Here is a 26302-nt window from a genome sequence, read left to right as displayed (position 1 = left end):
CCGGAAGCTTCCGGGACGACCTACGACACCGCATAGCGACGCGCCAGCACGCCCACCGCCCGCGTCATCGCCTCGCGAAGCTCCGGCGGGCCGAGCACCTCGGCTTCGGCACCCAGGCGCAGCAGGTCGCTGACCGCGACCGGCTGACTCTCGACGGGCAGCTCCACGCGTACCCAGCCGTCGTCATCGGGCTGACCGGCAGTTTCCACCGCCCGCTGCCCGACCACACCGAACTGCACGGGCAGCAGACGAAGCGCGCGTGGGGACAGGCGCAGCTGGGCGACCCCCTGGTAACGCATGGCTTCCAGCCGTTGGGACGCGTCCGCCCAGTAGGCGGACAGGTCGAATCCCGCAGGCCGCTCGAACGACTCCTCCGTGGTCTCAAGCGCGAGCAACCGGGAGACCCGGTACGTCCGGACCGCACGAACCCCAGCGCCGGTATCCGTCTCCGGATCCGCCTCAGCACCCCTCATTGCCACCAGGTACCAGATGCCGCCCTTCAAAACGATGCCGAGCGGACATAGGTCGCGGTTCACCTCACCGCGCCAGCGGCGGTAGTGGACACGCAGGACGCGCTGCTCCCACACCGCTTCGGCCGCCTGCGCGAGGAACGGCACGGGGCCGGCGTCCCGGAACCACGCCGGCGCGTCGAGGTGAAAGCGTTCCTGAATGCGCCGCGTCCGCTCGCGCAGCTCAGCGGGGAGGGCGGCCCGCAGCTTCAGCTGCGCCGTGGTCAGTTCGGCGCCGAGTCCCAGATCTGCCGCGGGGCCGGGCATCCCGGCGAGGAAAAGCGAACCGGCTTCAGCACCCGTGAATCCGGTGAGTCGCGTGCGGTAACCGTCCATCAGGCGATACCCACCAAGCGGGCCGCGATCGGCGTAAACGGGGACGCCCGAGGTACTCAGGGCCTCGATGTCGCGGTAGATCGTGCGGACCGAGACCTCCAACGCCTCGGCCAGCTCGGGAGCGGTCATGTGCCCGCGGTTCTGGAGCAGCAGGAGCAGGGAGATCAGACGGTCAGCGCGCATGGAGCCATGATCCCGCTGTACCTGACAGGGGGTGTCACGTACAGCCTCCAGATTGTTTCCCCACGCCACGCAGCGCGGAACCACCGCGCGGTCGATCAGGAGGGCACCTCATGCAGCACGCGCAGCACACCAGCGGCGAATTCACCTTCGCGAACTGGGAAGAGAACACCGTCGGCAGGGCCGCGGACGGCCCGAAGCTCGCCCTCGCCTCCGTCGTCAACACCTTCTCCGGTGGCATCGAGGCGGCCGAGACCACCTGCGGTTACACCATCACCTACGCCACCGAGAACACCGGGGCATTCACCGGCTTCGAACTCCTCCAGGGCACCGTCGACGGACGCAAGGGCACGTTCATCCTCGAAGAACGCGGCTCCTTCGACGCCGACGGCAGCGTGCACTGCACCTTCGACGTCGTCCACGGATCAGCAACGGACGAACTCACCGGCCTGACCGGCAGGGGCCACTTCACCGTCCACCAGGGCACGCCGTCCACCCGCTACACGTTCGCCTACGACCTCGGCTGACGGGGGCAGCGCCCCGTCGGCATGAGAACGCCGCGCCGCCCCTCAGCCAGTCCGACCAGAGGGGCGGCGACAGTTCTCGGGGTCGTCGATGACGGCCACAGCCACCCTTGTGACGCGGCCACGAGAAGGCCGGGACACCGGGTGGAGCTAACCGTTCACCTGCTCAGCCGTGGTCGCCGTGGCGGCACGGGTGATCCACGCCTGAAGACGATCGAGATCAGTGCGGGTGAATGTGCGAGCCCAAAAGAGCCAGGCACGATCACCGGGACATGGCACTCTGCGTATTGGCTATCTCAAGATGACTTTAAAGTCTTTCCGAAAACCGCCCTTGTGAATCCTGATACGCAGTTCATAGCATGTCGTACATGGGGAAATCACTGACAGTAATCACGGGGGCAAGTTCCGGAATCGGCGCGGCAACCGCGCGGGCGTTTTCCGGTTCCGGGCATCCGCTTCTCTTACTCGCACGGCGGATGGAGCGAATGCAGCAGCTGGAGCTTCCCAACGCGATGTGCCGGGCCGTGGACGTCACCGATCGCTCCGCTGTCACGGCCGCGGTCAAGGAGGCCGAAGACACCTACGGTCCCGCCGACGTGCTGGTCAACAACGCCGGCGTGATGCTCAACAACCCTGCGGCCGCCCAGGACCCCGACGAGTGGGACCGCATGATCGACATCAACATCCGCGGCCTTCTCAACGGCGTCCACGCCGTTCTACCGGGGATGACGGAACGCCAGCACGGCACGATCGTCAACGTCAGCTCCATTGCCGGACGCAAGTCCTTCCCCGGCAGCGCCGTGTACAGCGGCACCAAGCACGCCGTCCACGCCGCGTCCGAGGCCATCCGTGCGGAGGCCGCGCCCAGCAATGTCCGGGTCATCGTGATCTCCCCGGGCTTCGTGGACACGGAGCTCAGCTCGCACATCACCGACCCGGAGGTGCGCGCGAACTACCAGGCGGCCGAGGCGGCCCTGGAGGGCGGCCTCAGCGCCACCACCGTCGCCGACGCAATCCTCTATGCCTACCGTCAGCCGCACACCGTCTGCATCCGCGAGATCGCGCTGGCCGCGACGGGGCAGACGGTCTGATTCGCCCGTCGCCCTCGCCTCAGCACTGACGCCCTGACGAGGCTCGCCGCCCCGGTCGCTGGTTCGGTGGCAGCTGGCAGGCCGGGGTGGCGCCCGCCAGTCGGTACCGATTCGCCGCGACCAGTCGATACGCACCCGCCGCGAACGTCCGGATCACGGGCAGCTTCATCATGCGCCCCGCCAGCGGCCACGCGCCGCGAGAGTGTGTGAGGAGCTCGGCGAAGGCGTCGGCACCGCCCGCGACTCGGCCGGAGGACGCCACCCAGAGCACTTCGCGCTCGGCCCGCTCCTCGCCAACGCCCAGCCCGGCGAGGTCGGTCTCCTGCCAGGGCGTCAGTGTCACATGCACCGGCAACCGTTCGGTGAGCCGGACGCTGCGCGTGCAGAAGCCGCAGTTGCCGTCGTAGATGAGCATCGGGGCCGCACCGGTCATGACCGCGCCTCCTGTTCTGCCCTGCGGGATGGATCCGCCCGTCCGGGCAGACCGGGCCGCGACACGATCCCCACCACCCGGTGCCAGTCCCAGCACAGCAGGTAGACCGTGCCCAGGAGCATGAGGCTGGTGACCGTCGGGGTTCCCACACCGAAGTCCAGCGAGGTGGTGATGATGACGATGCCGATGCTGATCGGCAGGTACATCAGCGCCCCGAGGGCGGCGGTGCGCGGCACGAGGAGCAGGAGCGCCGCGGTCAGCTGGCAGATCCCGATGGAGACGTACAGGGCTCCGAAGTTCTCGTACAGGGAGTCGAACATGACGGTGACCTCGCCGAGACCGTCGCCCGCGAAGCGTTGGTTGACGATTTTCTTGACCCCCGAGGGCAGGAACGCCAGCGCCAGCATGATCCGGACGAACCAGGTGTAGTAGTGCAGAAACGCGACCTGGCGTACGCGGGCGTGTATGTCGCCGAGGCGATCCAGCAGCCTGTCCATGGGCATCACCGTGGGGGAGGGTCGAAGGGGTCGGGACGGCCTCGACTCTCCCGTACCTCCCCCGCGTCCACATCCCCCACGGGAGGGGATCCGCAGCGGTCTAATGGCGGGCGGAGCGTCCACGTCACCCCTACGAAAGTCGGATCGCCGAGCCCGTCCGGACCCTCCGACCGGCGTCCGACCTGCTCGACACTCTTGGTGGAGTGCTGGTGACCGTGCCGACCTGTCCGAATCACGTCACGAGTCGGGGAACCAGCACCGACAGCACGGCCACGCCCAGCGGGATCGCCAGGCTGAGGTAGTTGAGGGGGCAGCGGATCTCGGGCGTGTTCAGGCCGAGGTAGTGGGCCAGCCGCTGGCGGCGCTCGATCCAGTCATTGGAGGCGACGTCGTTGGCCGAGACGATGGGGACTCCGGCGTTAAGCAGTCTCCTGGCCGTGGAGTACCACACATGCACGAGCGGGGCGGCGACCGCGACAACGACCCCGGTGAGCGCCGCTCCGAGGACGAGCACGTTTTCTGCCGGGAAGACGAGTGCCTTGGCGTCGTTGCCTCCGTGCTCCGCCAGGTAGACGCTGCGCAGCGCGCCAGTGCTGACAAGCGCGGCGGTGGCGAGGATCAGGAGGCCCGTCACGCAGAACCGGATGCGGTGCCAGAGGTCGTTGAGCCGGCCGATGGGGAGAGCCAGGTTCTCGCCGCAGACTCCTTCCTTCTTCTCCACCGCTTCCACGGCGGCGCGAGCGGTCTCTTCCAATCTCCCGGTTCCGCCGGACCGCGGGGTGCCACCCGTCGGAGGCACGGCCATCGACTCGTCATCGGGATCGAACAGGCGGCACTTCGCGTGCAGCATCCACGTGAGCGTGATCCAGGGAACCGCGGCGGCCACGCCCGGGACGAGCACCCACATCATGTTGCGTCCGACCGCGGGAACCGCAAGGTCCGCGCTGGCAGGTCCGATGCTCTCGGCGGCGGCGTACAGCGCCCGGAAAACGGCGAACGCGAGAACCGCCGCGCACACCGCGAGGGGAATCACCTGCCGCCCGTATTCGGGACGCGTGCTCACTCGGCTGAGGGAGACGACCTGGCGCATCCCCCACCCGAAGAGCCCGATGGATGCGGCGACCATGAACGCGGCCGCGACCGACCAGGTCATCCACGGCGTCGACAGGTCCGGTATCGCCCCGGTGCCCTGGCCCAGCAGTGCCAAGGACTGCCGCTCAGCCCTCTCGCCGGAGGAGGGAACGGCCCCCTCGGCGATGCCCACCTGGAAGAAGTACCGGAGCGCCACCACGACAACGCCGATGACGACCAGCGACCAGACCACCGGGAAGTACATGGCTCTGTGGTCGTCGGTGAGAACATCCCGCAGATTGCGTGCCAGCGCTTTGCCGAACCGTGCGCACTTGCCCGTCCTACGTGCTCGTGTCACTGGATCCTCGCCCTCGGTAATCGCCCACGGCGATCTTTCCCCGCCTTCGCCAGAGGACACACCGATGACGCCAGCGACACCGCCGCCCGGCCACACCGTCCTCCCGCGGATCCGCGCACCGAGCCCGCGTGACCTGGGGAGGGTGGCCTCGGGTGCCTTAGGGCGGACGTGATCTCGGCGGATCGGAACATGTCGGTGGGGGATATGGGATGTCGGTAGGCTTGAGGAATGGCCGACCCGCAGGAAGTTCTCTCGCAACGGGTCCAATCCGCACTCGGCGCCGCCTTCGGTACTGAGTTCGCTGAGACCGACCCCGTCATCCGTCCCTCACAGTTCGCCGACTACCAGGCCAACGTCGCGCTGGCGCTCGCCAAGCGACTGGGCCGAAAGCCGCGCGATGTCGCATCCGCTATCGAGGAGCGTCTGGACGTCGATGATGTTTGCCGAGAGGTCGAGATCAGTGGGCCCGGCTTCATCAACCTGATCCTGCGCGACGACTGGATCGCCGGTCAGACCCAGGGGCTGCTGAGCGACCCCCGCCTCGGTGTCGCGCAGCCGCAGCCGCAGAACATCCCGATCGACTACTCCGCGCCGAACGTCGCCAAGGAGATGCACGTCGGCCACCTGCGCACCACCGTCGTGGGCGACGCGCTGGCCCGCACCCTGGAGTTCCTGGGGCACAACGTCATCCGGCAGAACCACATCGGCGACTGGGGCACGCCCTTCGGCATGCTGATCGAGCACCTGCTCGACGCCGGTGAGCACTCCGCCGAGGCCGACCTCCTCAAGACCGACCCGAACGCCTTCTACCAGGCGGCCAAGGCCCAGTTCGACACCTCCGAGGAGTTCGCCACCCGCGCCCGCAAGCGCGTGGTGCTGCTCCAGGGCGGCGACACCGAGACGCTGCGTCTGTGGCAGGAGCTCGTCGACCTCTCGAAGGTCTACTTCAACAAGGTCTACTCCGCGCTCGGCGTCACCCTCACCGACGACGACCTCGCCGGGGAGAGCACCTACAACGACATGCTCCCCGAGATCTGCGATGAGCTGGAGCGCCAGGGCCTGGCCGAGGTCAGCGAGGGCGCGCTGTGCGTGTTCCTCGACGGCTACACCGGCCGCGAGGGCAACCCCGTACCGCTCATCATCCGCAAGAGCGACGGCGGCTACGGCTACGCCACCACCGACCTCGCCACCGTCAAGTACCGCGTCGAGGAGCTGAAGGCCGACCGCATCCTGTATGTGGTCGGAGCCCCGCAGAACCTGCACTTCCGGATGGTGTGGGACACCGCCCGCAAGGCGGGCTGGGTCCCGGACACAGTCGAGACGACCCACGTGCAGATCGGCAACGTGCTCGGTTCGGACCACAAGATCCTGCGCACGCGCAGCGGCAAGTCGATCCGCCTCATGGAGCTGCTCGACGAGGCGGTCGAGCGCGCCACGCAGGTCGTCGCCGAGAACCGTCCCGACCTGGACGACGAGACGCGCGCCCAGATCGCGCGCGAGGTCGGCATCGGCGCGGTGAAGTACGCCGACCTCTCGGTGTCGCACGACACTGAGTACGTCTTCGACTTCGACCGCATGCTCGCGCTGACCGGCAACACCGGCCCGTACCTGCAGTACGCACAGGCGCGTATCCGCTCGATCTTCCGCAAGGGCGGGGTGACGCCCGAGGACGCCGCTGCGGGCACGATCAAGGTGACCGAGTCGGCCGAGCGTGATCTGGCGCTCGCTCTCCTCGGCTTCGCCCCCACGGTCCAACTGGTCGGCGAGACCCTGGAGCCGCACCGGCTGTGCGCTTACCTGTTCGACCTGGCGCAGGCCTTCACCTCGTTCTACGACCAGTGCCCGGTCCTCAAGGCCGAGGACGCCGAGCTGCGCGCCTCCCGCCTGGCCCTGACGGCGGCCACCCTGCGCACCCTGGTCCAGGGTCTCGACGTGCTCGGTGTCCACGCGCCGGAGCAGATGTAGTCGCTGCCGCGCCGGTGCACGGGTGAAACGCGTGTTCGGCAACGGGCATAGACGTCCGGAGGGGTGGCCCTGGTTTCAGGGGCTACCCCTCACTGTCGTTCCGCGATAGTTCCGGTCGCTGGCATTCATCGGGCTTGCTCGGGCTCACCCCGGGCGATAAGAGATGCGCTCAGCACATCCCACATATCCGCCATCAGCGCCAACCACTCCCGACAATAGCCACCCTCTGCAATCAAGCAAAAACTCTGCGAAGCCAGAATGCTGGAAAACACCGAGAGTCCGGCACATGAAGATTGGCCAGATATGGCCACCGAGAAATGAATGTGACGCATGCCTCACACAACTTGAGGCAACCCTTCGTTGTAGTTCATATTTTACCTGCACCCCCATCATGAACTGGGGCGATCTTCACATGGTCAAGTTCCTTTTTGCCGATGGCTTGCCTTATGCGCTTCCACAAAGCAGCCAACTAAAGACTTGACCTCCGCCATGGGTTCATCCTATGTTGCTGATCGTGCCAATCCGAGGTTCGGATCGGATACAAATGACGCTCGCCCAGCGGGGAATCAAGGAAGAGTCAATTATACCGAAAGCTCGGATAATGCCCCCACAGCCAGCAGCGGCCGCCGGGAACGCATTCCGATCCTCGTAACGTATGTCGATTCCTTGAAAACGCACCTGGTGTCGCTATCTGCGACCACTTGGCTGCACTACTTCGCATCAGCGTTGCGATAATCCACGTCATCCAGTGGATACATTGTTGCGTCACCCATCATTGGCAATGGGAAAGAACCGGGGGTACTTATTCCTATGCCTGTGTGTCTCGAACCGGCGCCTGCGCGTCTCGATGTCCTGCTCGTTCCGCCGGGCTCGTCACCGTTCCCGCGGGACTCGTGGGAGACAGCATCGATCATCTCGTTCGAGAATCGAATGCTCGATCCGACGGATAAGTTCCCTTGCATATTTGGTGTCGACGCTGTCGCGCGGAAGACGCTGCGTTACGGCTTCGTCCGGAGCGGAAATCACGCCGACCAGCTTGCCGACATCCTTCGCTCATTCACCAACGTCTGCGAGGAGCTCGGCAAGCGAACATCGCTCGTTGTCTTCTTCGAGTCTTGGGAAGCAGACGAGCGTTCCCACGAGAGTTACTATCGGGAATTCTGGAACCTACTCCGTGCCACCTCCGAGCGCGACACGCGGCCGTGGCCAGCGGAGCACGCCGTGGACACCGAAGATGCCCGATTCGAATTCTGCTTCAACGGTACCCCCATGTTCGTGGTGGTCAACACCGAACTGCATACCGATCGGCGGAGCCGCAGTTTCGAGCGCGTGGCCATCACCTTCCAACCCCGCTTCGTCTTCGACGATATCCAGCCGAACACAAAGACAGGCGACAACGCTCGAAAAATCATCCGTGATCGAATCGGAGAGTATGACCGGGCGCCCCTGACAAAGATGCTGGGGGACTACGGGGATCCGTCCAACAACGAGTGGCGCCAGTACTACCTGGACGACGGGAGCGACACCATCGCGCTGGGTCGATGCCCGGTCTCGTTCAACAGCGAGGGGAGCGACCTGTCATGAGCACTCCGTTGATCCTGGAAGAAAGCAGCCTGGGCGTTGCCGACGTCGCAGCGCGATACCTTCCGGAACAGGGTGGGATCGAGCTGCAGCGGGACCAGCCGGCCAAGGTGCACGCATGGCACAGTCACGCGGTCCACGAGACGCTCGTCGTCCTCGACGGATCGATGGTGCTGGAGTACGTGGCCGCCGAGGGCAACGAGCGGACGATCACGTCCGGCGAGGTCGGGAGCGGGGCCCGGATCGAGCTCCCGGCTCACACAATCCACCAGTCGACCGCTGGGGAGGACGGTTGCATCTACTTCATCATCCCCGAAGGCGGGAAAGCCGCGGTGACGACGACATACAGCGACCCGATGAAGGCGACCGTTGAAGCTTAATCTCGATACCGTTCGGCACTTTCCAGCGCAGATCTGGATCGTCTCGATAGCGACGCTGCTGAACCGGTCCGTCGGGTTCCTGGCGCTGTTTTCGGCGATTTTCTTTCAGTCGTTCGATGTGCGCGCCAATACCATCACTATCGCACTCCTCGTCGTGGGGGTGGCGGGTGTCCTCGGGGCCGTGGTCGGGGGGCGGATCGCCGAGAAGGTGGGATCAGCGCCGGTTCTTGTGTTCGGATCGCTGCTCAATGTGCCGCTGCTCGTCATCCTCGCCCTGTTCAGTGACGACATCGTCGTGTCCATTCTCGTGGCCGCCGTGAGTGTCGCGGTGTCGCAGTCCTTTGTCGGGCCCTCGGCCACTCTGATCACGGATTCGGGGTATGAGGGGGCGACCGTGACCGCCTTCGCCTTCTACCGGATCTTCCTCAATGTCGGGTCGATCGTCGCACCGGCCATCGCCGGGGTTCTCGGGCTCGTCGATTTCAGGCTGCTGTTCATCCTCTCTGCCGCGGGATCCCTGGCGGCGTTCGTGGTTCTTTTTGTCTCACGGAGCAGGCTGGGCGAGGCCGCGCGCGCGGCTCACGAGGGCGACGGCGGTGCGGCAGCAGGCGCGGACGCCCAGCCCACCGAGATGTACTCCACGATGAGGCGCGCGAGGCTGTGGACCGTCATCGCCGTTTTCGGTGTCACGATCGCCATCTACGCACAGCACCAGAGTGGGATTCCGCTGTCGGTACAGCGCCTGGACAATGGCGACCGGCTCTATGCGCTCCTGTTGCTGATCAACCCGATCATCATCGTCCTCACCGAGCTCCCGCTGAGTACGGTGACGGCGAAATTCAAATGGAGCCACGCCTATGCGCTGGGGGTGTTTGCCACCGCGGTCGGCCTGGCCGTCTGCGGGATCGCCAGCAGTTGGGTCATCTGCATCGGCGCGTTCGTTGTCTTCTCCCTCGGCGAAGCAGTGTTCGCGCCCCTGGCGAACGCGTCCGTGGCACGCATCGCCCGCCCCCGAGAAAATGCCCGCTATCAGGGCTACCTTTCCGCCGCCCAGTCGGCTGGTATCGCATTGGGCCCCGGGATCGGCGCATGGGGAGTTCTGCACGACCGGTTTCTGTTCTGGGTCGTGGTCATCGTGATCGGCGCCGTACTCGCTGTGGCGTCGGTGTTCGCAGGAATAAGGAGTACGTCCAGTGACGATCAGCGCGTCGGAGCAGCGGTATAAATCTGTTCTTGTGGTCGACCCGGTCAGTTCCGGTGCGCTGTACGCACCGCTGCTGGCCGACGCGGGGATCCCCGTGATCCTCCTGGACACGGAACGCGCCAGGATCGGAGGGCTGCGTACGGAGGCGACCCCCGGCGCGCTCAGCTTCGAGGGCGACTTCGACGGTTCTGCCGATCGTGTTCTGGCGTATTGCCGGGACAACGCGGTCGGCTACGTCGTGGCGGGTTCTGAGTCCGGCATCGGCCTGTGTGAGTACCTTCGGGAACACTTGCCCGGCTGCCCGGCGAACAGCCCTGGCGACTCTCGTCCGCGGTGGGACAAGGAGTTCATGTTCTCCGCGCTGTCCGCCAGCGGTGTGCCCAGCCTGGAGACGGTCGCGATTCCGGTCGCAGAGAGCCTGAACACCGATGACGCCGCGCGCTTCGTCGCCGACGCCCCCGTCGTGGTGAAGCCGTCGATGGGCGCGGGATCGGTCGACGTTCGCATGGTCTCGACGTCCGCCGAACTCGTGGACGCGGTGCGGTCGATCACGACCGCGCCGGGCTTCTTCGGCGACCGCCCGAACGCCCTGGTGCAGGAGCTGTACCCGCATCCGCAGACGGAGTATGTGGTCGACACCTTCTCCCATGACGGAGTGCACGAGGTCCTGGGCGTCAGCTGCTACGACAAGCGCGTCTCCGCCAACGGTGACTTCGTCTACGAGCGGATCAAATGGCTGGCGCCGGACGAAGCCCCCGCTGGCATCATCTGCGACTACGCCACGGCGGTGCTCGACGCGCTCGGGGTACGCGTCGGCGCCGGGCACATGGAGGTCATGTACAACCCCGATGTCGGCCCCCGCATGATCGACTTCGGTGCGCGAGCCCACGGGGCCGGCCAGCCGCTGAAGACCTTCAAGCTCACCGGCACGTCGCACATCCACCGCGAGTGCGAATACATCGCCCACCTCTTGGCGGAGCAACCGCTCTCGGCGTCCGGCGGCAGCTACTCGCTGCCGCAGTGGGGAGCGGTCATCTTCTTCAACCTCGACGAGCCGACGCAGTGCCGCGATCGCCCCGTCGAGGAGGAGCTGATGGCCCTGCCCGGAGTCCTCGACGTCACGATCAACGCCACCCAGGGTGCGGAGTATCCGGCGACCCGCTCCCTGCTCGACGCGCTGTCGCTAGGGCTGGCCTTCATCTCCGCGGACAACAAGCGGGAACTGGACGAGCGCTGCCTCCGAGTGCGAGCAGAGTTCGACGCCGTCTTCCGGGGGAAGCAGCGGCACCCCGCCTAGCAGATGAGCCACCAGGCCGTACAGGAATCGTCTTTGCCACCGCTCTCGTCCTTCGGTTCGGATTCAGGTTCAGGCTCGCTTCCCGAGCCTGAACCGGAGTCGGACTCAGGGGCGGGGTCGACAGGGGTGTCGGGGTTCGATGGCTGTGCGGGGTCGTCGGCCGATCCCCCGGACTGGGGGACCGCGGGGCGCTGGGGTTCCGACGTGGCCGAGTCCTGACCGGACGTCTCCGACTCAGTGTCGGACTCCGACTCCGGCGTCTCCTCGGCGTCGTCTTCGTCCTCCGTCTCGCCCTCTTCCTTGGTCGTGCTGTCGGCCGTGACGGGGCTGGGGTCGGCTGAGGGCTTGGTGGGGGAGCTGTCCCCGTCATTTCCCTGGAGCTCCGAGATCGAGGCATCCCGTGGAGCATCATCACCCTTCGGCCCCTCGGGAGCGCCGGAGAAGTCGAAGGCGGCCAGCGCCGCACCCGCGAAGACCAGGACCACTGCGAACAGGCCGGCACCGGCCAGCCGCATGCCGTTCCTCCGCCGCTGCTGTCGCCGCTCGCGCCTCAGCGCGCGCCGCGAGAGTTGGGGGTCACCGCTCATAGACATCGATCGCAGACTTCTCGATGGGGGAAGGCGCCTGGCGCTCCGAGGTTCGTCGCTTCCTCGGACGCGGCAGGTCGTCTATCGGACAGTCTCCAGCGTTCGGCCACGGCCGACGGGACGCGCTCTGGCAAGCCGTCGGCGTCTCCTCACCCGCGGGATCACCTGACAGGGGAACGGACGCGCGTCGCGCGGTTCACGTCCTCTCGACCGACACACCGGTGGTTCCGGTATACCGCACTTCGGTGCGTGTTGTCCCGGAGAGCACCATTACTATCCGCCATCGTCTCCACCCGACGGCTCTGGGGCCGGTTCGGGGTCGGGGTCCGGTGGGCCGGGACTCGGATCCGGTTGAGGCTCGGGGCCGGGGCCGGGGCCGGGGGCGGGATCGCGTTTTGGTGGGTTCTCGGACCGATCCTTCGACTTCTCGGGCTTCTTCGGCTTCGACGGCTCCGGACCGTCCGCGTCGGTCGACGAGCTGCTCTCTCCGGACGTCCCCTGTCCCGGACGCGAATCAGAGGGGGTCTCCCGGGCGCGACCGGCGGAACCGGAGGCTGAACGTCCTTCAGTGCCAGCGGACCCCCCGTCGGCACGCGCACTCGCCTTCGCCGAGGCCTCGATCGGGCCGCCGCCTCGGCCGCCTCCGCCGCCCTGCGCGGACGCCGACGGCTGCCGACTCGGCGCGGGCGGATCATCCACCTGGACCTCGGGCTCCGCGGACGAACCCGCGCTGTAGAGCGCCGCACCGCCACCGACCAGGCCGACGGCGGCGAGGCCGGCCGAGGCCAGCATCAGCCTGCGCTTGCGCCGGCGCTCCTGTCGACGCCGTGCGCTTCGAGACGGGCTGGGCGGACCGTTCGGCCCTGGATGATCACCGCTCATTGGGTTCGCAGATCTCTCGATGGGAGGGCACCTGGCACCCACCGCTCTGCGGGCGATGCCAGGAGTTCCGGCTGGCGGCCCTGAGCTAGCTGCTCCTCAGGGGGCACACCTCGGCAGAACTGTAGGGAAACTTCGAACCCCCCACATCCCCCCATCAACGACGAATCGCCGCAATCACCGCCTGAGCCTGGCTTTCCGCCGTCGGCGTGTGATGAACACAACACGCAATCGTGGACCAAGGACTCTTTTCAATTACTTCGCGGTGTGAGAGTTTCCCGGCCGCCTGCGTCAGGTGCGCGTTGGCCGACCGGGCGGGAAGACCAGCGCCGCCTCAGCCCGCGATGAAGGAGTCGATCTCCGCGCGGGTGGGCATCGACGTCCCCGCGCCCTGCCGCTGCACCGACAGCGCGGAAGCGGCCGAGGCGAACCGCAGTGCGTCGGCGGGAGCACGCCCCTCGGCACGGGCCACGGCGAACGCGCCGCAGAACGTGTCGCCGGCGGCCGTCGTGTCCACGGGCGTCACCTTGTCGGCCGGGACCGTGACGGGCTCCGCGCCGCGGCGACCGTGGATCGAACCGTCTTCACCCAGGGTGATGATCGCCTCCGGGACGCGCTGGAGGAGCGCATCGAGTGCACGGCGCGGCTCGGTCTCGCCGGTGATGGCGGCGGCCTCGTGCTGGTTGGGCACGATGAGGTCGACGGCGTCGAGCAGCTCGTCCGGCAGCTCGCGCGCCGGGGCCGGGGTGAGGACGGTGGGCACGCCCAGCCCGCGTCCGGCGCGGGCCGCCGCGATCACCCCGTCCATCGGGAGCTCCAGCTGCAGCAGCAGCGCGGCCGCACCCTCGATCTGCCGCTCGTCACCCGCGCGCAAGGAGGTCACCGTTCCGTTGGCGGCGGGGACGACGATGATGCGGTTGTCCCCGCTGTCCTCGACAACGATGTGCGCGATGCCGGACGACCCCTCCTCCGTTCGGAGCCCGGACACGTCGACCCCGGTCTCCACCAGGTTGCTGCGGAGCTGCGTGCCGAACGCATCGTCGCCCACGGCTCCGAGGAAGGACACGTCGCCCCCCGCCCGCGCCGCCGCGACGGCCTGGTTGGCCCCCTTGCCGCCGGGGACCTCGCGGAACGCCGTCCCGCTGACGGTCTCCCCGCTGGACGGGGCCACGTCCACGTAGGCGACGAGGTCCATGTTGATGCTGCCGAATACCGCGATGCGCGGCGCTGCTGCTCCAGTCACGGGAGGTACGTTACCGGCCGCCGGCCGCACCGGTTCCACGCCGTGGGGGTCGGAGGATGGCGGCCGATCCCTGGCGAAGACGCCCAAGAAGGCGGCCCACGGCGCTGCGCCGTGGGCCGGTTTCACCTGCGGTGAGGCGGCGGGACCGTCGCGGACGGCGGAACGCCGCTCATGCGCTCTTCTGTCCTGTGTCCTGGTACTAAGCTTCGGACGGGCCGTCGAGGTCGACGATCACCGGGGCGTGGTCGGACGCCCCCTTGCCCTTGCGCTCCTCACGGTCGATCTTCGCGCCGGACACCCGTCCGGCCAGCGCCGGGGACAGGAGGGCGAAGTCGATGCGCATGCCCTTCTTCTTGGGGAACGACAGCGCCTGGTAATCCCAGAAGGTGTAGACGCCCGGCCCGGGGGCGTACGGGCGGACGACCTCGGCGAATCCAGCGTCGACGAGCGCCGTGAACGCCTCGCGCTCGGCCTTGGTCACGTGCGTCTTGCCCTCGAACTCGGCCATGTCCCACACGTCGTCGTCCTGCGGGGCCACATTGAAGTCACCGCAGAGTGCGATCTGCGCGTCGGGCTTCTCGGCCAACCGCGTCGTGCCGTACGCGCGCAGCTTCTCCAGCCAGTCCAGCTTGTAGGTGTAGTGCGGGTCGTCGATCTCGCGCCCGTTCGGCACGTACAGGCTCCAGACCTGGACGCCGTTGCAGGTGGCGCCGATGGCGCGGGCCTCCGGAGCGGCGGGGTCGCCCCACCCCGGCTGCTCGGGGAAACCGATCCGTACGTCGTCCAGCCCGACCCGGGAGGCGATCGCGACGCCGTTCCACTGCGACAGCCCGTGGTGGGCGACTTCGTAGCCGAGGTCGGCGAAGATGGTCGCCGGGAACTGGTCGTCGCGGCACTTCGTTTCCTGGATGGCGACGACGTCGACATCGCTGCGCTCGATCCAGGCGGCGACCCGCTCGGCTCGCGCCCGGATACTGTTCACGTTCCACGTAGCAATTCGCACACCGCCAGGCTAGCGCCCCTCGCGCCCGCGCGAAGGCGTCCGACGGCGGGGCGTGGAGTGGAACCGCTGGACGGTGCCGTAGCAGTGGAACGAGGTCTCGGTGTGGCCGTCCTCCACACCGAGACCTCTCCGCACGTACCCCGGCACGCGTACGAACCGTGGTCCGCCACGTCAGATTTGATGTCCGGCGCGCCCTCCCGGTTCACAAGATCCCGCGGATTCGCCCCATGAAATCGGGTGATTGCCCAGCGTGACGCATGTGTCCCACCAAGGGCGCCCCCGCTCTACGGCATCATGGGGACTGAATCCGCTGGGGCATGGGCCCCATCTCCGAGGTGACACATGATCGAGGCCACGACACACCCCCACGTGCTCGTGATCGACGACGAGCCCAACATCCGCGAACTCGTACAAGCCGCACTGCGCTTCCACAACTTCAGCGTGAGCACCGCCGGGACGGGCGGCGACGGTCTCACCCTGGCGCGCGAGCGCCACCCCGACCTCATCCTGCTCGACGTGATGCTTCCCGACATCAGCGGCTTCGAGATCTGCCAGCGGCTGCGCCACGCCGGCGACAACGTCCCGGTGATCTACCTGACAGCCCGCGACACCCCCTCGGACACCGTGACCGGACTGTCCCTCGGGGGTGACGACTATGTCACCAAGCCTTTCTCCGTCGAGGCCCTCATCGCCCGGATCCACGCGATGCTGCGGCGTACCCGGCGCGAGGAAACCGCCGTGACCGAGGCGACCCGCGACGAACACGGCGTGTTGCGCGTGGCCGACCTCGAACTCAACGAGCGGACGTGGGGCGTTCGCCGGGCCGGCGTGCCCGTCGAGCTGTCCCCCACGGAGTTCCGCCTGCTCGCCTACATGATGAACCACGCCGGGCGGATCCTGACCCGCGCGCAGCTGCTGGAGAACGTATGGGGCTGGGACTACGCGGGCCAGTCCCAGATCGTCGAGACGTACGTGAGCTACCTGCGGCGCAAGCTCGACCCCCTGGGTCCGGCCCTCATCCACACCAAGCGCGGTGTCGGGTACTCGATCCGCGTGCCCAAGGCGGAGGTGTACGCCTCCTCCGGACACGAGGGACCGGGGAAGGGGAAGGACGAGTCATCGGACGGGCGGCCGACGCCCGAACCCGACACGGGGAGCGGAACCGGCGCGCCGCCGCAGGACCGTCAGGACGGCACGGACAGCTAGACCAGACACGACGGACCACCGGCCGCTGACCACCAGCCACCACCGGCCACCGATCCCGAACGAGCAGGAGCACGGACCACCAGATGCTGCACGGAGTGCCCGGCCGATCGCTGCGCGCGCGACTCCTCATCGGGCTGCTCAGCGTCACCGGCGCCGGTCTCCTCCTCACCTGCGTCGTCGGCTTCCTGACCCTGCGGACGTTCATCACCGAGCGACTCGACGCCCAGCTCGTGCTCGCCGCCGAACGCGCCATGGTGCGGCTGGACAACGACATCCCCCCGGTGGGCGTGGACGCACCCAGCTCCTCCCCCTACATCGTGGTGCTGCTCGACCCCCGTACCGGCGACGTCCAGCAGGTGTTCGGCGACGCCATGCGCGAGGACGTCGTCCTCGACCGCATCGCGGCGCTCCCCCTGGAGGAGCTCACCGCCCGCGCCCGCGACGGCGAGATCTTCCAGCTGGAGGGGGGCGACGCGTCCGTCCCCCCGCACCGGGCGACCGCGCGGATGCGGACCGGCTCGATCCTGGTCACCGGCGTGCCCACCAACGACCGCGAGGAGTACTCCTGGCAGCTGGTCCTCACCCAGCTGATCACCGTCCTCCTGCTGCTGACCGCCCTCACGATGGCCGGACGCTGGCTGATCATCCGCGGCCTCGAACCGCTCAGCCGGATGGCGACGACCGCCGACCGCATCAGCACCGGCTCCGACCTGTCCGCCCGCATGCCGGGATCGGAGTCCTTCAGCGAGGCCGGGCGGCTCGCGGGGGCGATCAACACGATGCTGCGCCGCCTAGAACACGCCTTCGACGCCCAGCGCGCTTCCGAGCAGCGCGTCCGCGCGTTCGCCGCCGACGCCTCGCACGAGCTGCGCACTCCGCTGACGACGATCCTCGGCTACTCCGAGCTCTACCGGCAGGGGGCGATCCCCACCGGAGAGCTGCCCGATGCCATGCGCCGCATCGAGGACGAGGCGGAGCGGATGAGTCGGCTGGTCGCCGAGCTGCTGGAACTGGCCCGGCTGGACCGGGTCGGTTCCCTGCAGCTGGGCCGCGCCGACCTCGCCTCGGCGGTCCGCGACATGGTCGAGGACGGCCGCACGCTGGAGCCCGACCGCGCGATCTCGCTGGAGGCCCCCGAGGAGCTGTGGTGCGATGTGGACGAGGCGCGCATCCGCCAGGTCGTGGCGAATCTGCTGGGCAACGTCCGCGAGCACACGCCCGCGGGGACCCAGGCCGCCGTCTGGCTGGAGAGCAGGGACGCCGAAGGCGTCGCCGTACTGCGGGTGAGCGACGAGGGCCCCGGGATGAGCGAGGAAGACCTGCGGCGCGCCTTCGACCGCTTCTACCGGGGCACGCGCGAGCCGGGCGGCGGCAGCGGGCTGGGGCTGTCGATCGTGCACGCCATCGCGGCCGCGCACCACGGGGACGTCGACATCACCTCGGCGCCCGGAGCGGGCACCGCGGTCACGGTGGTGCTTCCGCTCCGGCACGACGACACGGCGGCGTGAGCCGTGGCCCCGGTCCCGGGGGCGGGATCCCGGGTACGCGGCCCGGCGGGGGCGGGAGCGGCACGAGACCGCCCCGATTCGGATGCGAGAACGCCGCGAAGGATGCTTCAGCCGGGCTACTGGCGGGTAATCAAGTGACATACGCCACGTGTATTGCACGTTGGACGACGCAGACAGACGCACACGTACCCGGCTCCACCGCGCACCGTGCCGCAGCACCGCCCGACGGTTTGACGGACCGTTGCGCGTGGCTCCCCCGTGATGAGGTGATCCCCGTATGACCGCGGTGAATCCTGATGTCGGCTCCGAGCGTGTGGACGAACGGCAGTCCCGCGCGGTCGCCGAGGCTGCGCGAGAAAAGGAGTGGCGCCGCCCGAGTTTCGGCAAGGAGCTGTACCTCGGCCGACTCCGCCTCGACCTCGTCCACCCCTACCCGCGGCCGGACGCCGCCGCGGAGCGCACCGGCGAGGAGTTCCTCGCCCGGCTGCGCAAGTACTGCGAGACCATCGACGCCCAGCGCATCGAGCGCGAGGAGTGCATCCCCGACGAGGTCATGCGCGGCCTGAAGGAGCTGGGCGCGCTCGGCATGAAGATTCCCCAGGCTTACGGCGGGCTCGGGCTGAGCCAGGTGTACTACAACCGCGCCCTCACCCTCGCCGGATCGGTCTCCCCCGCGATCGGCGCCCTGCTGTCGGCGCACCAGTCGATCGGTGTGCCGCAGCCGATCAAGATGTTCGGCACCGAGGAGCAGAAGCAGCGGTTCCTGCCGCGCTGCGCCGCCAGCGACATCAGCGCGTTCCTGCTCACCGAACCCGACGTCGGAAGCGACCCGGCCCGGCTGCGCGCCACCGCCACCCCCACCGAGGGCGGCGAGGCCTACCTCCTCGACGGCGTCAAGCTCTGGACCACCAACGGCGTGGTCGCCGACCTGCTCGTGGTCATGGCCCGCGTCCCGAAGAGCGAGGGACACCGCGGCGGTATCACGGCGTTCGTCGTGGAGGGCGACTCCGAGGGCATCACCGTGGAGAACCGCAACCGGTTCATGGGCCTGAAGGGCCTGGAGAACGGCGTGACCCGGTTCCACCAGGTGCGCGTGCCCGCGGCCAACCGGATCGGCGGGGAGGGTCAGGGCCTGAAGGTCGCGCTGACCACGCTCAACACCGGGCGGCTGTCCCTGCCGGCGATGTGCGTCGCGGCGGGCAAGTGGTCCACCAAGATCGCCCGCGAGTGGGCGCGCGAGCGCGTCCAGTGGGGGCGGCCGGTCGGCGAGCACGAGGAGGTCGCCAAGAAGATCTCCTTCATCGCGGCCACGACGTATGCCATGGAGGCCATGGTCGACCTGGCCTCGCAGCTCGCCGACGACGAGCGCAACGACATCCGGCTGGAAGCCGCCATCGCCAAGCTGTGGGCCTCGGAGATGGCCTACAAGGTCGCCGACGAACTGGTGCAGGTCCGGGGCGGGCGCGGCTTCGAGACCGCCGATTCGCTGGCCGCGCGCGGCGAACGCGGCATCCCCGCCGAGCAGATCCTCCGCGACCTGCGGATCAACCGGATCTTCGAAGGGTCCACGGAGATCATGCACCTGTTCATCGCCCGCGAGGCGGTCGACGCCCACCTGGCCGTGGCGGGGGACATCATCGACCCGGACGCCGACAACGCTGCCAAGGCCAAGGCGTTCGCCCGCGCCAGCGGCTTCTACGCCACCTGGTTCCCCACGCTGATCGTCGGCCAGGGACAGAACCCGTCCTCCTACACCGAGTTCGGGCCGCTCGCCGGGCACCTGCGGTTCGTCGAGCGCCACGCGCGCAAGCTCGCCCGCTCCACCTTCTACGGCATGTCGCGCTGGCAGGGCGGGATGCAGACCAAGGAGGGCTTCCTCTCCCGCGTCGTCGACATCGGCGCGGAGCTGTTCGCCATGTCCGCGGTCGTCCTGCGCGCCCACAGCGACGGCCAAGAACACCCCGAGCGCCGACAGGGCGCCCACGAGCTGGCCGACACCTTCTGCCACCAGTCGCGCCTGCGCATCGACCGGCTCTTCAACGACCTGTGGTTCAACACCGACACCATCGACGGCAAGCTCGCCCGCCGTGTCCTGGACGACCAGTACACGTGGATGGAGGAGGGCGTCATCGACCCCTCCGTCCCCGGCCCCCTGATCGCCCCCGCCACGCCCGGCCCCTCGGAAAAGGAGGACGTCCACCGCAAGATGGGGTGAGCGGTCCTCTGCCGCCCTATCGCACCGGTGATCACGGCGAGAGTCCCCGGTTCGTGCGGCCTGCCCCGGCAGTCGCCGTGATCACCGCTGTCACTGCCGGGGCTCCTGCCACGGTGATCACCGGTATCGGGACGGGAGTGGCACGCGGCGATCAACGCCGGTACGTTAGCACGCATGTACGAATCTCCCCCCGCGCCGCACCCCCGGCGTGACTCCGTCCTGTCCCTCGCTCAGGCTCGTCGGATCGCGTTGGCGGCGCAGGGGTTCGCCGATCGGCGGCCGTCGGGGGCCGCGACGGCGCGGCATCTGCAGCGGGTGATCGACCGGGTCGGGGTCATTCAGATCGACAGTGTGAACGTGCTGTCCCGGAGCCAGTACCTGCCCGTGTTCGCGCGGATCGGCGACTATGACCGCGGGCTGCTGGATCGCGCGAGCACACGGCGCGGCGGGCGGCTCGTGGAGTACTGGGCGCACGAGGCCAGTCTCATCCCGCCCTCCACCCACCGGCTGTTGCGCTGGCGGATGCGGCGCGCCCGCGACGAGGCGTGGGGCGCCATGCGCAGGGTCGCCGAAAGCCACCCGGAGCTGGTGAAGTCGGTGCGCGCCGAGGTGGAGCGGATCGGTCCGGCGACCTCGCGGGAGGTCGAGGCGGCCCTGGAGCACGACGCCCCGCGCGCCAAAGAGCACTGGGGATGGAACTGGTCGCTGGTCAAGCAGGCGCTGGAGTACCTCTTCTGGTGCGGTGACGTCACCGCCCACGGCCGCACCAAGCAGTTCGAGCGCCGCTACGACCTGCCCGAACGGGTGCTCCCGGCCGAGGTGTGGAACGCACCCGACCCCGACCCGGACGAGGCCCGGCGCGAGCTGATGGCCATCGCGGCCCGCGCGCACGGCGTCGCCACCGAGCAGTGCCTGCGCGACTACTTCCGGCTCAAGTCCGCCCCGGCCCGGGCCGCGCTGAACGACCTCGTCGACGCCGGCGAGCTGGTGCCGGTCAGCGTCGAGGGCTGGCAGCGCCCCGCCTACCTGCACCGCGGCGCCCGCGTGCCGCGTCGCGTCGACGCCCGCGCCCTGCTCAGCCCGTTCGACTCGCTGGTCTGGGAGCGCGACCGCACCGAGGCGCTGTTCGGCTTCCGCTACCGGTTGGAGATCTACGTCCCCGCGCCCAAGCGCGTGCACGGGTACTACGTGCTGCCGTTCCTGCTCGGTGACCGCCTGGTCGCGCGGGTCGACCTCAAGGCCGACCGCAAGGCCGGGATGCTCCAGGTGCGGCGCACGACGCTGGAGGACGGCGCTCCGCCGGAGACCGCCGAGGAGCTGGGGGCCGAGCTGGCGCGGATGGCGGCGTGGCTGGGCCTGGAGAACGGCGTCGCCGACGGAGCGGGACCGGCCTAACCCGCTCCCCCGTTGATCTCGGGGTTATCGACCGAATGTCGGCGATTATTCGGGCGATACTCCCGAGATCAACGGAAAGGGCGTGGGCGGGCCCCGGCCCGCCCTGGGCCCGCCGGGGCTTCTCAGACCCGCTCGACGATGGTGACGTTGGCCTGGCCGCCGCCTTCGCACATGGTCTGCAGGCCGTAGCGACCGCCGGTGCGGCGCAGCTCGTGGACGAGCTTGGTCATCAGGATCGACCCGGTGGCGCCCAGCGGATGCCCCAGGGCGATCGCGCCGCCGTTGGGGTTGACGCGGGCCGGGTCGGCACCCAGCTCCTGCGTCCAGGCCAGCGGCACGGGGGCGAACGCCTCGTTGATCTCGGTGACGTCGATGTCGTCGATGCCCAGCCCGGCCTTGTCCAAGGCGACCCTGGTGGCCGGAATCGGCGCGGTGAGCATGTAGACGGGGTCGTCGCCCTGAAGGGCGAGCTGGACGATGCGGGCCATCGGAGTCAGCCCGTGCTGCTCCACCGCGCGCTCCGAGGCGATCAGCAGGGCGCCCGCGCCGATCGAGATCTGGCTGGCGACGGCCGCGGTCAGCTCCCAGCCATCGCGCAGCGCCTTCAGCTCGGCCATCTTCTCCAGGGTGGTGTCAGGGCGCACACCCTCGTCCTGAGCCAGCCCGCCGATCGGGGCGATCTCGCCGTCGAAGTGCCCGGCATCGCGGGCGGCGGCGGCCCGCTGGTGGCTCTCCAGCGCGAACCGCTCCAGGTCCTCGCGCTTGTAGCCCCACTTCTCACACATCAGCTGGGCACCGCGGAACTGCGAGATCTCCTGCATCCCGTAGCGTTTCAGCCAGCCCTCGCCGAAGAGCTGCAGCCCGTTGTCGAGGGCGAACTGCACGTTGGCGCCCATCGGCACCATGCCCATGTTCTCGACGCCGGACGCCACCACCAGATCCTGGGTACCGGACATGACGCCCTGCGCGGCGAAGTGAACGGCCTGCTGGGAGGAGCCGCACTGACGGTCGATGGTCACACCCGCGGTCGTCTCCGGCAGCCCGGCCGAGAGCCAGGCGGTGCGCGCGAGGTCGAGCGCCTGCGGCCCGACCTGGCTGACGCAGCCCATGATCACGTCCTCGACGGCCGCCGGGTCGACCCCGGTGCGGTTCACGAGCTCCTTGAGGACATGAGCCCCCATGTCGGCCGGGTGGACGCCCGCGAGCGCCCCTTTCTTGGTGCCTACTGGTGTACGGACGGCCCCGACGATGAATGCCTCAGCCACGGTGTCCTCCTGGAGGGACCTCGGATGTACGTCTTGACCGAACCATATTCGGTTTCATTCCCCTGGCAAGGGGGCGGGGCACTGTTCAGCGGATCACCCGAAGCGCCGCCCCGCCTCACAGGGGCCGGTGGGGCACCGGGTCGCGGACGAGTCCGGCATCATGCTCGTCACCCAGCGTGTCCCGCGTTAGTTCTTCCAGCAAGGCGACCAGCTCGGTGTATTCCTGCGCCGCGTACTCCTCCAGCATCGCGCGCAGCACCGTCCGCTGCGCGTCGTACAGCCGCCGGGCGGCGTCCCTGCCGCGCGCGTTCAGCTGCCAGGCGGGGCCGTTCTCGCGCAGCAGCCCGGCCAGCCGCAGCTCGTCGTGGACCTCCTCGGTGACGTCCGGCGGGCAGTGCGCCAGCCGCGCCAGCTCCTCGGGGGTGATCGGCCCCGTACACGCCAGGTGGGTCAGCACCCAGCAGCTGCCGGGTGAGAGGTCCAGCCCGGCGACGCGTGCGAGGTCGGCGTAGATCTTGCGTGCGCCCTGGTCGTCGGCGACGTGGTACACCGCCCGCTCCACCCGGTCCAGCGGCGCCCGGCACGTCCACACCGGTGCCACCGCCTCGTCCAGGTCGGGGGAGGCCACCGTGGTGCGCAGCGGGATCTCCTTCAGTATCAGCGCGAGCAGGAACGCGAGGAGGGCGACGGGCACTGCGGCGAGGAAGACGACGTCGATCGCGTCGGCGTAGGCGGTGAGGAAGCCCGCCTGGACGGAGGGCGGAAGCCGGTCCACCACCTGGGGATCCCCCTCGATCGACTCGAAGGTGACGCCCGGCGGCAGGGTGATCTCGGCCGCGCGCTCCCGCAGGTTGCCGGCGAGCCGGCTGGAGAACACCGCTCCGAAGACCGAGGTGCCGAACGCCCCGCCGATCGAGCGGGCGAAGGTGGCGGAGGACGTGGCCACCCCCAGGTCGCGGTACTCGGCGGCGTTCTGGATGGCGGTCACGATCACCTGCATGGCCAGCCCCAACCCCAGGCCGAGGAGCAGGAAGTAGACCCCCATCTCGACGAAGCTCGTGTCCGGGCCGAGGAGGGAGAGCAGCGCCAGCGCGACCGTGATGACGGCCCCGCCCAGGATGGGAAAGACCTTGTACCGCCCCGTCTTGGTCACCAGGATCCCGCTGCCGATCGACGTGACCAGCATGCCCAGGACCATCGGCAGCAGGGACAGCCCCGACGCTGTCGGCGAGTAGCCGTGGACGACCTGCAGGAACAGCGGAAGGAAGGCCATCGAGCCCATCATCGCGAAGCCGACGCAGAAGCTGATCGCCATGCCGACGCGGATCACCGGGGAGGAGAACAGGCGCAGCGGCAGCACCGGCTCGACCGCGCGCTTCGCGCTCTGCCACCACAGCACCCCCAGGGCCACGGCCGCCCCGCCCAGCCCGATGATGACCGGGGAGGTCCAGGCGTAGGTGCTGCCGCCCCAGGAGGCCAGCAGCGTGACGCAGACGGCCGCCGCGGCGACCAGGGCGGTGCCCACGTAGTCGATACGGTGCCGCTCGCGCGCGGAGGCGCTGGCGGGCAGGACGAGCAGCACAGCCCCGAAGGCGAGGAGTCCGAGCGGGATGTTGACGTAGAACACCCAGCGCCAGGAGAAGTGGTCGACGAACAGTCCGCCGATCAGCGGCCCGGCGACGCTCGACAACCCGAAGGCCGCACCGAAGAGCCCCTGGTAGCGGCCGCGCTCCCGGGGCGACACCACGTCGCCGATGATCGCCGAGGCCAGCACCATCAGGCCCCCGCCGCCGATGCCCTGCAGCGCGCGGAAGAGGATGAGTTGGAGCATGGTCGCGGAGATCCCGGCCAGCGCCGAGCCCGCCAGGAAGATCGCGATGCAACCGAGGAAGATCCACTTGCGGCCGAACTGGTCGCCCAGCTTCCCCCACAGCGGTGTGCTCGCGGTGACCGCGAGCAGGTAGGCGGTGACCACCCAGGAGAGGTGGTTGAGGCCGCCCAGGTCGGAAACGATCGTCGGCAGCGCCGTCGAGACGATCGTCTGGTCCAGCGCGGCGAGGAGCACTGTCAGGAGCAGCGCCCCCATGATGACGAGGACGGCGGGCCGTTGACCGTCCTCTCGGCGCTCCCGAAGATCCGCGGCGTGCGCCTGCATGCTGATCCCCCGTTCAGCATCGAATCCGCAGCCTGACCTTACGCTTCACCGGCGTGCGCGCGGCGGGAGCGACACCTCGTGTTTGCCCTCCGCGTACTCCGCGCGGAGGCGGCCCGCCGGGCGCCCTGGCGTGGTTTCGGTCGTTCGCGACGGCGCCGCGCCGCAGCTCGACGCCGACCCACCCCCTGTAAAACCGAACATGATTCGGTTACCGTGGAGCCAACGGTCCCATGCCCCATTTCGCCGCACAGGCGCGAGTGAAGGAGCGACTCCATGCAGAGGGAACTCTTCGACACCGAGCACGACCTCTTCCGCGAATCGGTGGCGGAGTTCCTCGAACGCGAGGTGACCCCCTTCCACAGTGAGTGGGAGAAGGAGGGCATCGTCCCCCGCGAGGTGTGGGAGAAGGCCGGAAAGGTCGGCATCCTCGGCCTCGGTGTTCCCGAGGAGTACGGCGGCTCCGGCACCAACGACTACCGGTTCAACGCCGTCGTCGGCGAGGAGATCTGCCGCGCGCACGCCAGCGGCCTCGGCTTCACCCTGCAGAACGACGTGATGGCGCCCTACATGGTGGCGCTGACCACCGAGGAGCAGAAGCAGCGCTGGCTGCCCGGATTCTGCAGTGGCGAACTGATCACCGCGATCGCGATGACCGAACCCGGGGCGGGGAGCGACCTGCAGGGTATCCAGACGACCGCGGTCCGCGACGGCGACGACTACATCGTCAACGGCCAGAAGACGTTCATCACCAACGGGATCAACTCCGACCTGGTGATCGTGGTGGTCCGCACGAGCGAGGAAGGCGGCGCGCACGGCACCTCGCTGATCGCCGTCGAGCGCGGCATGCCCGGCTTCGAGCGGGGCCGCAACCTGGAGAAGATCGGCCTGAAGGCGCAGGACACCGCCGAGCTGTTCTTCAGCGACGTGCGCGTCCCGGCCGCCAACCTCATCGGCGAGGAGAACCAGGGGTTCATCCACCTGATGAACAACCTGCCGCAGGAGCGCCTGTCGATCGCCGTGGCGGCAGTGGCCGGAGCCGAGTTCGTGCTCCAGGCCACGATCGCCTACTGCAAGGAGCGGACCGCGTTCGGCCGCCCCATCAGCAAGTTCCAGAACACCCGCTTCGTCCTGGCCGAACTCTCCACCGAGGTGGACATCGCCCGCACCTACGTCGACCGCGCGATCGCCCTGCACAATCGTGGTGAGCTGTCGATCGAGGACGCGGCCAAGGCCAAGTGGTGGACCACCGAGCTGGCCAACAAGGTGATGGACCGGTGCCTGCAGTTGCACGGCGGGTATGGGTACATGATGGAGTACCCGGTGGCGAAAGCCTGGCAAGACGCCCGAATCCAGTCGATCTTCGGAGGAACCAGCGAGATCATGAAGGAGATCGTGGGGCGCTCGCTCGGCCTGTAGCCAC

At 68.6% G+C, this 26302-nt stretch carries 20 protein-coding genes and 1 pseudogene; 12 read left to right on the top strand and 9 right to left on the bottom strand.

Annotated elements, in window-relative coordinates; genetic code table 11:
* Positions 1-20: 20 nt before the first annotated feature.
* Positions 21-1028: a helix-turn-helix transcriptional regulator gene (locus CDO52_RS05345; RefSeq protein WP_017620237.1), complete on the bottom strand. Its 1008-nt coding sequence runs from the start codon at positions 1026-1028 to the stop codon at positions 21-23.
* Between the two features lie 110 nt (positions 1029-1138).
* On the opposite strand from CDO52_RS05345, the gene CDO52_RS05340 reads away from it, so the two are divergent.
* Both CDO52_RS05340 and CDO52_RS05335 read left to right on the top strand, forming a co-directional pair.
* Positions 1139-1552 (top strand): DUF3224 domain-containing protein, encoded by a 414-nt coding sequence (locus CDO52_RS05340; RefSeq protein ID WP_017620238.1) that lies wholly within the window; start codon positions 1139-1141, stop codon positions 1550-1552.
* A gap of 356 nt (positions 1553-1908) precedes the next feature.
* Positions 1909-2640 (top strand): SDR family oxidoreductase, encoded by a 732-nt coding sequence (locus CDO52_RS05335; protein WP_332459803.1) that lies wholly within the window; start codon positions 1909-1911, stop codon positions 2638-2640.
* A gap of 19 nt (positions 2641-2659) precedes the next feature.
* On the opposite strand, the gene CDO52_RS05330 is transcribed toward CDO52_RS05335, so the two are convergent.
* The 3 genes from CDO52_RS05330 to CDO52_RS05320 form a co-directional block, all read right to left on the bottom strand.
* Positions 2660-3073, bottom strand: a complete 414-nt coding sequence (locus CDO52_RS05330) for a thiol-disulfide oxidoreductase DCC family protein (protein WP_094932227.1) — start codon at positions 3071-3073, stop codon at positions 2660-2662.
* Entirely contained in the window at positions 3070-3570 is a 501-nt protein-coding gene (locus CDO52_RS05325; RefSeq protein WP_017620241.1) for a hypothetical protein, read from the bottom strand. The genes CDO52_RS05330 and CDO52_RS05325 overlap by 4 nt, the downstream gene beginning before the upstream one ends.
* 232 nt (positions 3571-3802) lie before the next feature.
* The gene (locus CDO52_RS05320) at positions 3803-4999 is read right to left on the bottom strand and encodes a hypothetical protein (RefSeq protein ID WP_152471765.1); all 1197 of its coding nucleotides are present in this window, start codon (positions 4997-4999) and stop codon (positions 3803-3805) included.
* A 228-nt stretch (positions 5000-5227) separates the two neighbouring features.
* Here CDO52_RS05320 and argS point away from each other — a divergent pair, with 228 nt between their 5' ends.
* From argS to CDO52_RS05295, 5 genes are all read left to right on the top strand, one after another.
* Positions 5228-6964 (top strand): arginine--tRNA ligase, encoded by a 1737-nt coding sequence (gene argS, locus CDO52_RS05315; RefSeq protein WP_017620243.1) that lies wholly within the window; start codon positions 5228-5230, stop codon positions 6962-6964.
* Between the two features lie 930 nt (positions 6965-7894).
* The gene (locus tag CDO52_RS05310) at positions 7895-8548 is read left to right on the top strand and encodes a YqcI/YcgG family protein (RefSeq protein WP_017620244.1); all 654 of its coding nucleotides are present in this window, start codon (positions 7895-7897) and stop codon (positions 8546-8548) included.
* Positions 8545-8925, top strand: a complete 381-nt coding sequence (locus CDO52_RS05305) for a hypothetical protein (RefSeq protein ID WP_017620245.1) — start codon at positions 8545-8547, stop codon at positions 8923-8925. The genes CDO52_RS05310 and CDO52_RS05305 overlap by 4 nt, the downstream gene beginning before the upstream one ends.
* The gene (locus CDO52_RS05300) at positions 8915-10150 is read left to right on the top strand and encodes an MFS transporter (RefSeq protein WP_017620246.1); all 1236 of its coding nucleotides are present in this window, start codon (positions 8915-8917) and stop codon (positions 10148-10150) included. Before CDO52_RS05305 ends, CDO52_RS05300 begins: the two co-directional genes overlap by 11 nt.
* Positions 10119-11426, top strand: a complete 1308-nt coding sequence (locus CDO52_RS05295; protein WP_152471766.1) for an ATP-grasp domain-containing protein — start codon at positions 10119-10121, stop codon at positions 11424-11426. Before CDO52_RS05300 ends, CDO52_RS05295 begins: the two co-directional genes overlap by 32 nt.
* On the opposite strand, the gene CDO52_RS05290 is transcribed toward CDO52_RS05295, so the two are convergent.
* The 3 genes from CDO52_RS05290 to CDO52_RS05280 form a co-directional block, all read right to left on the bottom strand.
* Positions 11423-12013, bottom strand: coding sequence for a hypothetical protein (locus CDO52_RS05290; RefSeq protein ID WP_152471767.1), 591 nt, complete (start codon positions 12011-12013; stop codon positions 11423-11425). The genes CDO52_RS05295 and CDO52_RS05290 overlap by 4 nt on opposite strands.
* Before the next feature lie 1213 nt (positions 12014-13226).
* Positions 13227-14135 carry a ribokinase gene (gene rbsK / locus CDO52_RS05285; protein ID WP_017620248.1) on the bottom strand — a complete coding sequence of 303 codons (909 nt, stop codon included), beginning with the start codon at positions 14133-14135 and terminating at the stop codon, positions 13227-13229.
* 199 nt (positions 14136-14334) lie between these two features.
* Positions 14335-15138: an exodeoxyribonuclease III gene (locus CDO52_RS05280; RefSeq protein ID WP_083919995.1), complete on the bottom strand. Its 804-nt coding sequence runs from the start codon at positions 15136-15138 to the stop codon at positions 14335-14337.
* A 342-nt stretch (positions 15139-15480) separates the two neighbouring features.
* Here CDO52_RS05280 and CDO52_RS05275 point away from each other — a divergent pair.
* The 4 genes and pseudogenes from CDO52_RS05275 to CDO52_RS05260 all read left to right on the top strand — a co-directional run.
* Positions 15481-16197: pseudogene (locus CDO52_RS05275) on the top strand (response regulator transcription factor); the annotation flags it as partial.
* 230 nt (positions 16198-16427) lie between these two features.
* Entirely contained in the window at positions 16428-17852 is a 1425-nt protein-coding gene (locus CDO52_RS05270; RefSeq protein ID WP_017620251.1) for a sensor histidine kinase, read from the top strand.
* Positions 17853-18129: 277 nt separating this feature from the next.
* On the top strand, positions 18130-20067 hold the full coding sequence (locus CDO52_RS05265; RefSeq protein ID WP_017620252.1) for an acyl-CoA dehydrogenase family protein: 1938 nt from the start codon (positions 18130-18132) through the stop codon (positions 20065-20067).
* 174 nt (positions 20068-20241) lie between these two features.
* Positions 20242-21462 carry a winged helix-turn-helix domain-containing protein gene (locus tag CDO52_RS05260; RefSeq protein WP_026126087.1) on the top strand — a complete coding sequence of 407 codons (1221 nt, stop codon included), beginning with the start codon at positions 20242-20244 and terminating at the stop codon, positions 21460-21462.
* Between the two features lie 122 nt (positions 21463-21584).
* Here CDO52_RS05260 and CDO52_RS05255 read toward each other — a convergent pair whose 3' ends face one another.
* Complete coding sequence (locus CDO52_RS05255) at positions 21585-22727, bottom strand: acetyl-CoA C-acetyltransferase (RefSeq protein WP_017620254.1); 1143 nt, start codon at positions 22725-22727, stop codon at positions 21585-21587.
* A gap of 115 nt (positions 22728-22842) precedes the next feature.
* A complete protein-coding gene (locus tag CDO52_RS05250) occupies positions 22843-24882 on the bottom strand; it encodes an MDR family MFS transporter (RefSeq protein ID WP_017620255.1) in 2040 nt (679 codons plus the stop codon).
* 273 nt (positions 24883-25155) lie between these two features.
* On the opposite strand from CDO52_RS05250, the gene CDO52_RS05245 reads away from it, so the two are divergent.
* Positions 25156-26298 carry an acyl-CoA dehydrogenase family protein gene (locus CDO52_RS05245; protein ID WP_017620256.1) on the top strand — a complete coding sequence of 381 codons (1143 nt, stop codon included), beginning with the start codon at positions 25156-25158 and terminating at the stop codon, positions 26296-26298.
* The last annotated feature ends 4 nt before the right edge of the window (positions 26299-26302 follow it).

Origin of the sequence: Nocardiopsis gilva YIM 90087 (genome assembly GCF_002263495.1) — a bacterium.
Lineage (GTDB): Bacteria > Actinomycetota > Actinomycetes > Streptosporangiales > Streptosporangiaceae > Nocardiopsis_C > Nocardiopsis_C gilva.
Note: the sequence above shows the minus strand (reverse complement) of the source record. Positions and strands in the feature narration are given on the sequence as shown.